Origin of the sequence: Clostridium zeae, assembly GCF_017312485.1 — a bacterium.
Classification (GTDB): Bacteria; Bacillota; Clostridia; order Clostridiales; family Clostridiaceae; genus Clostridium_AR; species Clostridium_AR zeae.
In genome coordinates, this window is the sequence record NZ_BMBA01000001.1 from 228,888 (window position 1) to 242,613 (window position 13,726).

Genomic DNA, 13,726 nt, shown 5'->3' on the forward strand with positions numbered 1-13,726 from the left:
TTTATCTTGCATAAATTATACATGTTGTGATAATATATTATATGTCCTATTGAAGATCACAATCTTCAGAGTTAAGGAGGTGTTGTAAATGTCAAGAAAATGCGAAATCTGCAACAAGGGTGTAATATCAGGAGTACAATACAGCCACTCACACAGACAAAGCAAGAGAAAATGGGCTCCTAACATAAAAAAAGTTAAAGCTGTAGTTAACGGAACACCAAAAACTGTTCATGTTTGTACTAGATGCTTACGTTCAGGTAAGGTTCAAAGAGCTGTCTAAGAATCTTGTGAAATGCAGTTGTAAATTAGCAATTGCATTTTTTTTTAACATTAAAAGCGTGCCTATGGCACGCTTTTTACTTTATTAAATATTATTTGTTTTTCTTATGTATGACTTCTACCTTTTCTTATAAAAATTCTTAAGAAAACTGATAAAAACTTAGGTAACTTAATAGCTACTATCTTCATTCTAATTCCTCCCACAATCAATATAAAAGCCACCAATAAGCTGCTTTATATATAATATGCAAAAAGCAATTTATTGGTGACAAATAATTTTTATAAAAATATTAGATTTTTTATTTTTTAGTCATTACTATAAATAACCATAACTATGCCAGAGGAAAAAGTAATTTTAATTGGTCTATCTATAAATTCATTTGAAACAGTTCTTCCGTCTCCAAATTCTAAGTTATAATCATGAAGTGGATATTTTGCACCTACTATATAAAAATTTTTTACAGTCTCTCCAAAAGCCTGAAAAGATATAGTTTGTCCGTGAGTACCATTAAGCACAGTATCTTTTGAAACTAAAAAAATACAGTTATTTTCATCTTTAATTTTAGCCTTTATATTCAAATCTAGAGCGCGCTTTAAAAGTCCTATGTTAGCAATAGTATGATCAAGCCTAGTCCCTGTACATCCAAGTAAAACAATCTCATTTGCTCCATGTTCTATTGCGTTTTTAAAAGCTAATTCACTATCTGTAAAATCTTTTTCTGGTTTAAACTTAACTATCTCAACTTCTTTAAATGCATTAATTGCTTCATGTTTAGCAGAATCAAAGTCACCCAATATAACATTAGGTGTAATATTATACATATAGAAAACATTAACACCGCTATCTGCAGCTATTAAAAAATTTGCGTCCTTAATTTCACATAAAAATAATTCTTCGCTTGGAGCCTTTCCTCCTGCTACTATAACAGCTTTCATTACTATAGCACCTTTCTAAGCTCCATCAAATTATTTTCTATGTTATCTCCATTAAAAACCGAAGATCCTGCAACTATTACATTAGCTCCTGAATCTACAATTTTCTTTATATTGCTCTTATCAATTCCACCATCTACTTCTATTAGAAGTTCAGAATTGTATTTATTTGATAATTCTTTTACTTCCTTAATTTTTTCTAAAGAATAATCAATAAATTTTTGACCTCCAAAACCCGGATTAACAGACATTATAAGCACCATATCTAGTTTTGGTATTAGATGTTTGATAAGCTCAACAGGCGTTGCAGGATTAAGTGATATTCCAGCCTTTATCCCTTTGCTTTTTATATAGGAGATAGTCCTATCAATATGTCTATCAGCTTCATAGTGTATTGTGATTATATCAGCTCCTGTAGCTATAAATTCATCTATATATCTTGAAGGTTCTTCAACCATTAGATGAACATCAAAAACCTTTTTTGTTAAAGGTCTAATTGCCTTTATTATAGGAAATCCAAAAGATATGTTTGGAACAAAAGCTCCATCCATAACATCAATATGAATAAATTCAGCACCAGCCTCATCCACTCTTTTTATCTGTTCCCCTAGTCTAGTAAAATCTGCTGATAAAATTGATGGTGAAAAAACTACCATTTAATTTTCCTCCTCATTATGTCTTCTAGTGATCTTATGTAAAATTCATATCTAAGTGTGCTTATCTTTCCTTCTTCAACTGCATTCTTAACTGCACATTTAGGTTCTTTGTAATGATTACAACCAGTAAACTTACACTCTTCATTATAATCAATAAACTCAGGGAAGCAATACTTTAGATCATCTTTTTCAATAAAATCTAAATCTAAACTTGAAAAACCCGGAGTGTCAACTAAAAATCCATGTTCCACTGGAATAAGTTCACTATGCCTAGTAGTATGTTTTCCTCTTTTTAGTTTCTCACTTATTTCTCCAGTCTCCATATGCTCTTTGTCAGCTAACGCATTAATAAGAGTTGATTTTCCAGCACCTGACGGACCGCATAATACAGTTACATTGTCTGAAAGTCTGCTTCTTAAAACGTCAAGCCCCAGTTGTCCTTTTGCATTTATGTATAGAACTTCATATCCAAGATTATTTATGATGTTCTTTATATTAGTGCTTTCCTCTTCACTGCATAAATCGATCTTATTAAGGCAAACAATAGCCTTTATATTATTGTGCTCACACAATACCAAAAACCTATTAAGTAAATCAAAATTTATATCGGGATTTTTAATAGCAAAGACTACATATGCTTGAGTAACATTTGATACAGTAGGTCTTATAAGTTCAGATGTCCTTTCATGTATAGAATTAATTACTCCTTTACCATTAGTAACTTCTATCTCAACCTTATCTCCTACCATAGGCTTGAGATCATTGTGTCTAAACTTACCCCTTGCCTTGCACTCTATTATTTCATCCTCAGTTTTTATGTAATAAAAACCACCAATGCCTTTAATTATTGTACCTGTCATAGTACCTCCAAAAAAATATATTCTATTACTATAATAAACACTTTTCCGAGAAAAATGCAATGGTGCCAGCTTATACTGGCACCAATTTTTAATGTATAGGGAAGTATAAAATTTTCAACTTAGCTGAAGAAAGAACTTCAGCTACTTTTTTATTGAGCTGGTTTATTTGCAGGTTTTAAATAAACTTTAACAGATTCACCAGGTGCCACTTGTGCAGGTTCAACCTTGACCACAGTTGAGTCCTTAGGCTGACTTGGGTCATCGAAATTATATGCAATTCCATTTTTATTTAACCAAGTCTCTGCAAAGTCTCTTGTCTGATTATTTAATGCACTTTGCACATCTATTTTCCTAGGTTGATATTTATAATATTGAACAGTTATATCTGTATTCTTAGCTACCTCAGTATCCTTAGGTATTGTTTGATCAAATATTTTACCATCCATATCTTTATTTTCAACTTTATCAGTTACAACTTCTTTTGGTTTTAGATTTAAACTCAATTTTTGATCCGCTATAATCTTTTGAGCTTCATCAACAGTCTTTCTTGCAAAATCTGGTACTATTACAGGTTGTGGACCTTTACTAATAACAAAATTTACAGGAGTAGTATCATTTTTATTTTTTACAGCATTTGCAGCAGGATCCTGACTCATAACCTTCCCCTTTGGAACAGTATCGCTATAATCTTGAGTCACATTTCCAACAGAGAAACCAGCTGAAGCAATAGCTTTTTTGGCACCAGCTTCATCTTGAGTTGATAAATCCGGAACATTTATTGTAGCAATGCCAGCACTTATTACAACCTTAACCTGAGTACTTTTATCAACCTTATCACCTGCAGCTGGAACTGATTGTGTTGCTGTTCCTTGTGGTTTATCGCTATTTTCTTGACCACCATCAACAAATACAAGCCCTTTTCCCTCTATAGTGCTTTTTGCTTGATCCTTAGTCATCCCAATCACATCTGGAACCTCTACCTGTTCAGCTTTAGGATTTAGGCTTACTTTATTATTTGTAATTGCATATGCAGAAACTGCGCCAATAACAAGTAAAAGCAAAAATAAAAGTCCAAGTAGAATTCTATTTTTAGTTCTTTGTTTTTTCTGCTTTGGAGTTAACTTTTCATCTTCGTCTTCATCATCGTAATACTCGTCGTCTTCATCATCTTCTTCATCAATGTCTTTTGGTTTAACATTAGAAGCTTTTTTAGCTGCCGCTTGCTTTATAGCTTCAACAGTTATTGGCTCCATTATTCTGGTATGATCATCTTCTAAAGATTCAACTGGTATAATTATTTGAGCATTAGGATTTTCTTTAATTTTTTCTAAATCACCTATCATTTCTTTAGCACTTTGGTATCTCTTAATTGGCTCTTTTTCAGTTGCTTTTAGAATTAGAGTATTTAAACTATCCGGAATCTTGCTGTTTATATTCTTAGGTGGAACCACTTCTTCCTGAATGTGTTTTAAAGCTACAGCTACTGGTGATTCACCATCAAATGGAACTCTACCAGTCACCATTTCATACAACACTACACCTAAAGAATATAAATCAGTTCTACAATCTATATAACTTCCTTTTGCCTGCTCTGGGGAAAAATAATGTGCTGATCCCATAACACTATTAGTATAAGTTATTGTAGAAGAATCAGTTGATTTTGCAATACCAAAATCCGTAACCTTTACTATACCTTCTTCAGTAACCAATATATTCTGAGGTTTTATATCCCTATGTATTATATTATTTCTATGTGCACAATCTAGTGCATTAGCTACTTTAGATGCTATGCTTATTGCACTTTCATAGGAAAACTTTCCATGCTCATTTATTATTTCTTTAAGGTTTTTACCTTTTACATATTCCATGACTATATAGTGAATATTATCTTGTGTGCCTACATCTAATATATTCACAATATTAGGATTAGTTAAATTGGCAATGGCAGTAGCTTCTCTTTTAAATTTTTCAATGATTTCTTCATTATTGGTAAAGGAATCTTTTAGTATTTTTACAGCTACAAATCTTTTTAACTTATGACATTTTGCTTTATAGACATAGGACATTCCCCCCTCGCCTATCTTCTCAAGGATTTCATATCTTTCTCCTAAAACCTTACCTACCATGCTATATCTCTCCTCCAAATATCATTACAGTAATATTGTCTTTTCCCCCTCTATCTTTAGCCAGTTCAACTAGAGCAGTACAAGCGTCATCATAGTTAGATTTGGACTTGATCAAGTCTTTAATCTCTTCATTGGAAATCTCATTAGTTAAGCCATCAGAGCACAAAACCAGTATATCAAAGCCAGAAGAAGTTATATCAAATATATCTACTTCCACGTTTAAATTTGTACCTATAGATCTTGTAATGACATTTTTTCTAGGATGATGCATTGCCTCTTCTTCACTTATAGATCCACAATCCAAAAGTTCTTGAACTAAAGAATGATCTTTAGTTATCTTAATTATCTTATCATTAATAATTCCTAAGCAACAACTATCTCCTACATTAGCAATCTGCACTAAGTTCTTAGTTGCAAAGCAAGCAGTTATTGTAGTTCCCATACCATTTAAGGCATCGTCGCCTAAAGAAAATTCAAATATATCTCTATTTACATGTTCTATAGCAGTTTTTAATATATCAACATCATCTATTGTACCATAATTTTCAACAAAATAGGAAATCAAACCTTCTGCAGCCATCTTACTTGCTACTTCTCCAGCATTATGACCTCCCATACCATCTGTAACTACGTAAATAGAATATCCCTCATCTTTATAGTAACTAGCAAAATCCTCATTTAAATTTCTTTTGTTACCCACATCTGTTTTAATGCTTACCATAGAATCTTCCCCCTATTAATTCTGGGAATCGATATAGCTTCTTCTTAATTGACCGCAAGCGGCATTTATATCCGTTCCCATCTCTCGCCTTACAGTAACTTCAACACCATAGCTTTTTAAAATACTCTCGAATTCTTCAATTGTTTTCTTAGATGATCTTTTAAAGGAGTTCTCAACTACTTCATTGACTGGTATTAAATTTACATGGCATAACATATTTTTAAGCAATCCTGCCAATGCCTTAGCATCTTCTTTTGAATCATTTACATCCTTTACCAATGAATATTCAAAGGTAACTCTTCTTTTAGTATTCTTTATATAATAATCGCATGCATCCAATATTTCTTTTATTGAATATTTATTTGCTATTGGCATTATCTGTTTTCTCTTTTCATCACTGAAAGCATGTAGCGAAATAGCTAAAGTAATCTGTGTATTCTTATCTGCAAATTCCTTTATTTTAGGTACTATTCCACAAGTTGAAAGTGTTATATGTCTTTGACCGATATTCAAACTATAATCCGCATTTACTAATTCTAAAAATTTCATGACATTTTCAAAGTTATCAAAGGGTTCGCCACTTCCCATCAAAACTACATTAGATATTCTCTCACCAAGAATTTTTTCACCAACTAAGATTTCTGCCATGATTTCTCCAGTAGTTAGATTTCTGACCATTCCATTTAAGGTTGAAGCACAAAACTTACATCCCATTCTGCAACCAACTTGAGTAGAGACACAAATTGAATTTCCATGTTTATACTTCATAATAACCGCTTCGATTAAATTTCCATCTTTAAATTCCAAGAGTAACTTTTTGGTATCATCGTTTATAGATGTATATATTTCTTTAATTTCAGGAATTCCAAAATAAAAGTTATTTTCTAGTTTTTCAACTAAAGCCTTAGATATGTTAGTCATTTCTTTGAATTCAAAAGTATGCTTTTTATAAACCCATTCTAAGATCTGTTTAGCTCTAAAAGCCCCTTCATTATTTGCCTTCATCCATGATTTAAGTTCATCAAGAGTTAGGTCTAAAATATTATCCATTGTATCACCTACTTAACTTCCTAAGTTTTGCAATATAGAAACCATCAAAAAATTCGTTTGGTAATATAGTTACTGACCCATCGTCGTTGTATATTAGATTGTCACTTTCTCCTAAAAAAATCTTTTCAAACTGCACATCTTTATAATTCTCTTTAATCCACTTTATGTTTTCTTCATTTTCTTTTTTATTCAATGTGCATGTAGAATATACCATTATTCCACCAGGTTTTAAGTACAACCATGCATTTTTTAATATATTTCTTTGAATTTCAACTAGATCTTTTAGGTCTTTTTGAGATTTTGTCCATTTTATTTCTGGTTTTTTTCTTATAATTCCAAAACCTGAGCATGGAGCATCAACTAAAATTCTATCAGCTGTTTCCCTTAATTCACTATTATATTTAGCAGCATCTAATAATTTTGTTTGAATATTCTCTATACCTAACCTATTTTTGTTTTCTTCTACTAATTTAAGCTTATGATCATAAATATCACAACCTATTACTGTTCCTTTATTTTCTAAAAGCTCAGCAATATGAGTTGTTTTCCCCCCTGGAGCACTACATAGATCTAGTACTTTTAGTTCTCCATTAAGTTCTAGAACTGGAGCTACCATCATGGCACTTTCATCTTGAACGGTTATTTTTCCTTCTATAAAGAGAGGATTGTTTTCTATACTCTTACCTCTAATTATGTTTATAGCTTCTGGACATATATTACCTTCTTCAACTGTATATCCTTGTTTATTTAATTCATCAAAAACATCATCATAGTCTGACTTTAATGAATTAACCCTTACAGTTACACTTGGAGTTGAATTAAGTCCGCTTAATATCTTTATAGAATTTTCTCTACCATATTGTTCAACGAAAAGTTTAACCATCCAAGGTTCAAAGGAGTACTCAATTGAAAGATATTCAATATCACTTATATTATTTTTAATTTCACTGTCTTTATTTCTTATAAAGTTTCTGAGAACTCCATTTATAAACCTTGAAGAATTTATTGAAATCTTTTTCCCCAAATTTACTGATTCATTAACTACCGCAAAATCAGGAACTCTATCTAAAAATTTAATTTGGTATATAGCACTTCTTAATATATTTAAAATTCTTTTATCTATTTTCTTTTCATCAGCTACTAAAGTAGAGATAATATAATCTATCGTTTTTTTATATTTAATTGTTCCATAAACTACTTCAGTAACTAGACCTTTATCTTTGTCATTCAAATCACTCTCACTAAGACGCTTATTAAGTTCTATGTTTGAATAAGCACCCTTGTAGAAAATACTATCTAAAGTATCTTTAATTATTTTTCTGCTATTCATCTTTTACCTCGATTTATATGTTTATCTGTCTCTATCACTAATTACTATAAGTCTTAACAGTTGGGAAATAGCCATTAGAGTTGCTGCAACATAAGTCATTGCCGCCGCGCTAAGTACCTTCTGTGCCCCTTTTACTTCATCTGGATAGAGTATATTTCTGCTTTTTAAAATTTTCAAAGCTCTGCTGGATGCGTTGAATTCAACCGGAAGTGTTATAAGCTGGAACACTACCACAGCTGAAAAAAGTAGTATACCAAAGGTTATTAGTGGTCTTATCCCTAACATAAATCCTAAAACAAATAAAATCCATGAAAAATTCGAACCAATATTAACCGCTGGTACAATTGTGTTTCTTATAATTAATGGAGCATAAGAATTTTTATGTTGAATTGCATGCCCTACTTCATGCGCTGCAACACCAATTGATGCAACAGAATTGCTATAATATACATCCTGTGATAATCTTAAAACCTTTTGTCTTGGATCATAATGATCTGATAGCTTACCTGATACCAATTCTATAGGTATATTATGAAGACCAGAGTCATCTAAAATTATCCTTGCTACTTGTGCGCCAGTATACCCATTATAACTCTTAACTTTGCTGTATTTGTTAAAAGTTGATGAAATTTTTGATTGAGCATATATAGATATTAACATTGCAGGTACTAACAATAAAAAAGTTGAATCAAAAAACATTAATATTCACTCCTTTTATCATATTCTACTGCTAAGCACTTTAACCTCTTAAATCATTTATAAATAGTCAAATTATATTATTTGTTGAATATACAGCCTATTTCAAAGGAATTGCCGTTTATATATTGCTCTATATATAATGGCTTTCCGTTTGGAAATTGAACTTTCTTTATAAGTAAAATATTTTCCCCTGTGGATACTTCAACCCCAGCCTTACTAACTGAAAGAATGGTTCCTGGTGCTTTTGCACTATCTTTCTCTATCACTTTAGTTTCGTAAATCTTCATTTGCTTATCCATGTATTGTGTATAAGCTATCGGCCATGGATTAAGTCCCCTTACTAGATTGTGAATTTCTATTGCACTCTTACTCCAATCAATATTAGCTAAATTTTTATCTAACATTGAAGCATGGCAGGCTTTACTTTCATCTTGTTTTACTGGTGATATAGTGTTATTAACTAAACCATTTATTGTATCAACTAAAAGCTTTCCACCAGTTTCCTTCAGTACATCGTATAGTTCTCCAGCGGTCATATCATCATTTATTTCTACACTATTTGTTAAAAGCATATCCCCAGTATCTACCCCAACATCCATGAGCATAGTAGTATTGCCTGTTACTTTTTCTCCATTTATTACAGACCATTGTATAGGTGCAGAGCCTCTATATTTGGGAAGTAAAGAACCATGAAGGTTTATACACCCATATTTTGGTATATCCAAAACAGATTTAGGTAAAATTTGACCAAAGGCTACAACCACTATGAAATCTGGCTCCATACCTCTTAATGCATCTATAGTTTCTGGTTCATTCTTAATTCTATTTGGCTGATATACAGGTATATTATTTTCTACCGCTACCTCTTTCACTGCAGACATAGCTAACTTCTTACCTCTTCCCTTAGGTCTATCTGGTTGAGTAAATACTGCCTTAACACCAAATTCAGATATTAATGCCTTTAATGATGGAACTGCAAAATCTGGAGTTCCCATAAAAACTATATTCATAACTTATCTTCTCCTTACTGTTTAGAATAATCTACAAAAAGCACTCCATTTAAATGGTCATTTTCGTGACATATTGCCCTAGCAAGAAGACCTTCTGCTTCTAATACAAACTCTTGTCCGTTTATATCAAGTGCTTTCACCTTAACTTTGCTTGGTCTTTCTACTTCTGATTGTTCCCCTGGTATACTAAGACATCCCTCCATATCAGTTTCAGCACCCTCAGTTTCTAATATTTCTGGATTAATAAACACTCTAGCACCATTATCATCATATACATCAATTACAAATATTCTCTTAAGGATTCCTACTTGAGGTGCAGCAAGCCCAACTCCATCTTCATCGTACATTGTATCAATCATGTCCTTAACTAGCGTTTTGATTCTATCATTTATAGTATCTACTTCTCTAGATTTTTTTCTTAAAATGTCATCACCAATTTTTCTTATATTTCTTAAAGCCAAAGCTATCACTCCTATACTAAATTATTTGGATTTATATCCATACTAATCCTTATATCATTATAAACTTCATTTGATAATTCATAAACTATATCTTTTATATTATGTGCCAAAGATAACTCAAAATTACCTTTTATTAAAATTTGCCATCTATACATTTCATTAATCTTTTGAATTATACATGGACATGGTCCCAATACTTCTACTTGATTATTATCTTTTAATTCATTTTTGATACTATAACCAAGCTTTTCACAATGCTTTTGCAAATTCACTTGATTCTTAGAACTTAAATTAATAAGCATTATATTGGCATACGGAGGATAATTCATAGATTTTCTAAGAACAATCTCTTCTTTATAAAAGCCTTCATAATCATTATTTTTTGCATAGCTTAAGCTATAATGTTCAGGATTATAACTTTGCACTAAAACATTGCCTTCTTTACTTCCTCTTCCTGCTCTTCCACCAACTTGAGTAATTAATTGATATGTTCTTTCGCTAGATCTAAAGTCTGGAAGATTAAGCGAAATATCTGCTGTTACAACTCCAACAAGTGTAACATTAGGAAAATCTAACCCTTTTGAAATCATCTGTGTTCCAACAAGAATGTCAGCTTCACCGTTTTTAAAACTATTATATATCTCTTCATGAGAATTTTTCTTTCTTGTAGTGTCAACATCCATTCTAAGAACTCTTGCTTTTGGGAATAATCTCTTTATTTCAATTTCTAGTTTCTCAGTGCCTGCACCAAAATATTTAACATATTTGCTGCTACAAGATGGACATTCATTTTGTTGCCTATGTGCCGTACCGCAGTAATGGCATACAAGATATCCATTAGTATGATAAGTCATAGCTATATCGCAATGAGGACATTTAAATACGTATCCACATTTTCTACAAGATACAAAGGTTGAGTAACCTCGTCTATTAAGAAAAATTATTATTTGCTCTCTCTTTTCCAATCTATCTTGGATTGCTTCATATAATTTTTTACTAAACATACTTTTGTTATTGTTACTAAGTTCTTCTCTCATATCAATAACTTCCATCTTAGGCAAACTGGAACTATCTACTCTATTTTTTAATTCAACTAATTTCATATTTCCTTCTAATGCCTTAAAGTAGGATTCAATACTTGGAGTAGCTGAACCATAAACAACAGTACAACCTGTTAATTTACTTTTAAATTCTGCTATTTCTCTAGTATGGTATTTAGGATTTTGTTCAGACTTGTAAGTTCCCTCGTGTTCCTCATCTATAACAATAAGACCTAAATTATCAAAAGGAAGAAATATAGCTGATCTAGCACCAATAACCAACTTAACGTCACCATTTTTTATTCTAAACCATTCATCAAAACGCTCACCATCAGATAATCTACTATGAAAAACAGCTACATTCTTTCCAAATCTCCCCTTAAACCGTTCAATCATTTGAGGGGTTAAGGCTATTTCAGGAACTAAAATCAAAGATGTCTTATCGTTATTAAGCATATGGTTAACTAGATTCATATAAACCTCAGTTTTCCCGCTACCAGTAACACCTTTAAGCAATATTAATTTATTTTTACTATTTAAAATACCATCAACTGCTTGTTGTTGTTCCTCATTTAAAACTTTTGAAGAATATACTTCATATTTTCTAGTGTTTATCCTATTTACCTGTTCATCATCAGAAAAAATAATGTTATTTTCCAATAACTTAGAGAGTGTATAAGCAGATAGTTTAAATTTATCCATTAGTTCACTTTTAGTATAAATACCGCTATTTTCAGAAATAATATCCACAGCATTTTTATAATTAGGCTTATTAAGACTTTCTTTAAGTTCAGCACCACCGTAGCATATTACTTTTTTAGTCTTTATTCTATTCCCCTTCATAATACCAGTAGGAATTAACACCCTAATAGCTTCAATATACTTACATAAATATTTTTCTCTCATAAATTGTATTAGGCTAAAATCATCTTCTGTAATTAATGGATTTTCATCACAGACTTCTGAAATAGCCTTTAGTTTTGATATGTTTCCGTTATAGTCATTATATAGATCCATAACGAAAGCCTCTATTGTTTTATTTCCTTTTCCAAAAGGAACTCTTATTCTATGTCCTTTTTGAATCAAGGGACTAAATTTATCTGGTACTTCATATGTAAACAACTTATCTACTTTTAAAGCGTCACTATTTACAACTACACCTGCGAATAAACTCAATATTATCACCCTTAGCTATATTTAAAAATCGCTAATACGATTTTTTTTGCGCATCTGCCTTTTCCAAACATATGTGAGGAAATTCTGGCAGACGAATGTTCACTTTACTCTAATTAAATTATCATCTTGATTATAAAGAAATTCAAGTTATTCAAAGATTTTTATTATTATAATCTATAATAGAGTAAAAAAAGCGCAATTAGCGCTTTTTTATTATATTAAACAAATTTCTTGCTACGTCTTTTTTATTCATTTTATCCAAGGTAAAATGTTCACCTTTAGATGAAATAATTGTAACCAAATTATCATCTGATGCAAAACCTGTATCTGATTTTGATATATCATTTGCAACAATATAATCTAGATTTTTTCTTTTAAGTTTGCCATCTGCATTTTCTATTAGATCATTGCTTTCTGCAGCAAATCCTATTAAAATCTGATTTTTTTTCTGTTCACCTAAAGTTTTAAGAATATCATTGTCTCTTATAAAATCAATTGAAAGATCTCCTTCAGTTTTCTTGATTTTTTTGTCATGATAAACTTTAGGCTTATAATCTGCAACTGCTGCAGATTTTATAACAATATCTGAAGAATCAAAATCTTCTAAAACAGCCTTCATCATTTGCTCATTTGTTCTAACTCTTACTATTTTCATTCCAAAAGGATCAGGAATATCTGAAGGTCCAGCTATAAGTACTACATCAGCACCTCTATCTCTCGCTTCTTCAGCAATAGCAAAACCCATCTTACCAGAAGATCTATTTGATATAAATCTAACCGGATCAATATCAGAAACAGTAGGACCAGCAGTTACTAAAACTTTCTTCCCTACTAAATCCTTTTGATCATTTAACATACTTATTACATAATCAGAAATAAGTTTTGTATCGGCAAGCTTACCTTTACCAACATCCCCACAAGCCAATCTTCCACTTGCAGGTTCAATAAAGTTATACCCTAATCTTTTTAGTTTTGTAAGATTTTCTTGAACTATTACATTTTCATACATATTTGTATTCATGGCTGGAGCAAAAACAACTGGGGCTTTTGTAGCCATTATTGTAGTTGATAGCATATCATCGGCAATACCATTTGCTACTTTTCCAATAATATTGGCAGTAGCTGGTACAACAAGCATTAAATCTGCTCTTTTTGCTAATGAAATATGCTGAATTTCCCAAGCCTTAGGTTCTGCAAACATGTCTGTAACAACCATGTTTTGACTTAAAGATTGAAATGAAAGTGGTGTTACAAACTCAGTTGCTGACTCAGTCATAATTACATGAATGTCAATATCCTGTTTCTTTAAAGTACTAATAACATCTAAAGCTTTATATACTGCTACTCCTCCAGAAACGCCAACAACAACACACTTTTTACTCATT

The 13,726-nt window shown here is 31.4% G+C and carries 13 protein-coding genes; 1 reads left to right on the forward strand and 12 read right to left on the reverse strand.

Annotation, left to right across the window (positions count from 1 at the left end; genetic code table 11):
* Positions 1 to 88: 88 nt before the first annotated feature.
* Entirely contained in the window at positions 89 to 280 is a 192-nt protein-coding gene (gene rpmB, locus J3477_RS01020; protein WP_128213979.1) for a 50S ribosomal protein L28, read from the forward strand.
* Between the two features lie 305 nt (positions 281 to 585).
* Here the strand turns inward: rpmB and J3477_RS01025 are convergent, their stop codons facing one another.
* From J3477_RS01025 to coaBC, 12 genes are all read right to left on the reverse strand, one after another.
* On the reverse strand, positions 586 to 1,215 hold the full coding sequence (locus J3477_RS01025) for a thiamine diphosphokinase (protein ID WP_206867701.1): 630 nt from the start codon (positions 1,213 to 1,215) through the stop codon (positions 586 to 588).
* A gap of 2 nt (positions 1,216 to 1,217) precedes the next feature.
* Positions 1,218 to 1,868 (reverse strand): ribulose-phosphate 3-epimerase, encoded by a 651-nt coding sequence (gene rpe / locus J3477_RS01030; protein ID WP_206867702.1) that lies wholly within the window; start codon positions 1,866 to 1,868, stop codon positions 1,218 to 1,220.
* Complete coding sequence (rsgA, locus tag J3477_RS01035) at positions 1,862 to 2,728, reverse strand: ribosome small subunit-dependent GTPase A (RefSeq protein WP_206867703.1); 867 nt, start codon at positions 2,726 to 2,728, stop codon at positions 1,862 to 1,864. Before rsgA ends, rpe begins: the two co-directional genes overlap by 7 nt.
* Positions 2,729 to 2,877: 149 nt before the next feature.
* Positions 2,878 to 4,854: a Stk1 family PASTA domain-containing Ser/Thr kinase gene (gene pknB / locus J3477_RS01040; RefSeq protein WP_206867704.1), complete on the reverse strand. Its 1,977-nt coding sequence runs from the start codon at positions 4,852 to 4,854 to the stop codon at positions 2,878 to 2,880.
* Position 4,855: 1 nt separating this feature from the next.
* Positions 4,856 to 5,575, reverse strand: a complete 720-nt coding sequence (locus J3477_RS01045; RefSeq protein WP_206867705.1) for a Stp1/IreP family PP2C-type Ser/Thr phosphatase — start codon at positions 5,573 to 5,575, stop codon at positions 4,856 to 4,858.
* Positions 5,576 to 5,590: 15 nt separating this feature from the next.
* Entirely contained in the window at positions 5,591 to 6,625 is a 1,035-nt protein-coding gene (gene rlmN / locus J3477_RS01050) for a dual-specificity RNA methyltransferase RlmN (RefSeq protein WP_206867706.1), read from the reverse strand.
* Between the two features lie 4 nt (positions 6,626 to 6,629).
* Positions 6,630 to 7,955 carry a 16S rRNA (cytosine(967)-C(5))-methyltransferase RsmB gene (gene rsmB / locus J3477_RS01055; protein ID WP_206867707.1) on the reverse strand — a complete coding sequence of 442 codons (1,326 nt, stop codon included), beginning with the start codon at positions 7,953 to 7,955 and terminating at the stop codon, positions 6,630 to 6,632.
* Between the two features lie 21 nt (positions 7,956 to 7,976).
* The gene (locus J3477_RS01060) at positions 7,977 to 8,654 is read right to left on the reverse strand and encodes a zinc metallopeptidase (RefSeq protein WP_206867708.1); all 678 of its coding nucleotides are present in this window, start codon (positions 8,652 to 8,654) and stop codon (positions 7,977 to 7,979) included.
* A gap of 77 nt (positions 8,655 to 8,731) precedes the next feature.
* The gene (gene fmt, locus J3477_RS01065; protein WP_206867709.1) at positions 8,732 to 9,664 is read right to left on the reverse strand and encodes a methionyl-tRNA formyltransferase; all 933 of its coding nucleotides are present in this window, start codon (positions 9,662 to 9,664) and stop codon (positions 8,732 to 8,734) included.
* Positions 9,665 to 9,678: 14 nt separating this feature from the next.
* A complete protein-coding gene (gene def / locus J3477_RS01070; protein ID WP_206867710.1) occupies positions 9,679 to 10,125 on the reverse strand; it encodes a peptide deformylase in 447 nt (148 codons plus the stop codon).
* An 11-nt stretch (positions 10,126 to 10,136) separates the two neighbouring features.
* Complete coding sequence (gene priA, locus J3477_RS01075) at positions 10,137 to 12,341, reverse strand: primosomal protein N' (RefSeq protein ID WP_206867711.1); 2,205 nt, start codon at positions 12,339 to 12,341, stop codon at positions 10,137 to 10,139.
* Between the two features lie 199 nt (positions 12,342 to 12,540).
* A complete protein-coding gene (gene coaBC, locus J3477_RS01080; RefSeq protein WP_206867712.1) occupies positions 12,541 to 13,725 on the reverse strand; it encodes a bifunctional phosphopantothenoylcysteine decarboxylase/phosphopantothenate--cysteine ligase CoaBC in 1,185 nt (394 codons plus the stop codon).
* Position 13,726: the final 1 nt, after the last annotated feature.

Excerpts from the sequence above, each read along its gene's own strand:
- rlmN (WP_206867706.1), bottom strand. The coding sequence starts at position 6,625 with ATGGATAATATTTTAGACCTAACTCTTGATGAACTTAAATCATGGATG.
- coaBC (WP_206867712.1), bottom strand. The coding sequence starts at position 13,725 with ATGAGTAAAAAGTGTGTTGTTGTTGGCGTTTCTGGAGGAGTAGCAGTA.
- rsmB (WP_206867707.1), bottom strand. The coding sequence starts at position 7,955 with ATGAATAGCAGAAAAATAATTAAAGATACTTTAGATAGTATTTTCTAC.
- rsgA (WP_206867703.1), bottom strand. The coding sequence starts at position 2,728 with ATGACAGGTACAATAATTAAAGGCATTGGTGGTTTTTATTACATAAAA.
- rpmB (WP_128213979.1), top strand. The coding sequence starts at position 89 with ATGTCAAGAAAATGCGAAATCTGCAACAAGGGTGTAATATCAGGAGTA.
- J3477_RS01025 (WP_206867701.1), bottom strand. The coding sequence starts at position 1,215 with ATGAAAGCTGTTATAGTAGCAGGAGGAAAGGCTCCAAGCGAAGAATTA.
- J3477_RS01045 (WP_206867705.1), bottom strand. The coding sequence starts at position 5,575 with ATGGTAAGCATTAAAACAGATGTGGGTAACAAAAGAAATTTAAATGAG.
- pknB (WP_206867704.1), bottom strand. The coding sequence starts at position 4,854 with ATGGTAGGTAAGGTTTTAGGAGAAAGATATGAAATCCTTGAGAAGATA.
- rpe (WP_206867702.1), bottom strand. The coding sequence starts at position 1,868 with ATGGTAGTTTTTTCACCATCAATTTTATCAGCAGATTTTACTAGACTA.
- J3477_RS01060 (WP_206867708.1), bottom strand. The coding sequence starts at position 8,654 with ATGTTTTTTGATTCAACTTTTTTATTGTTAGTACCTGCAATGTTAATA.
- fmt (WP_206867709.1), bottom strand. The coding sequence starts at position 9,664 with ATGAATATAGTTTTTATGGGAACTCCAGATTTTGCAGTTCCATCATTA.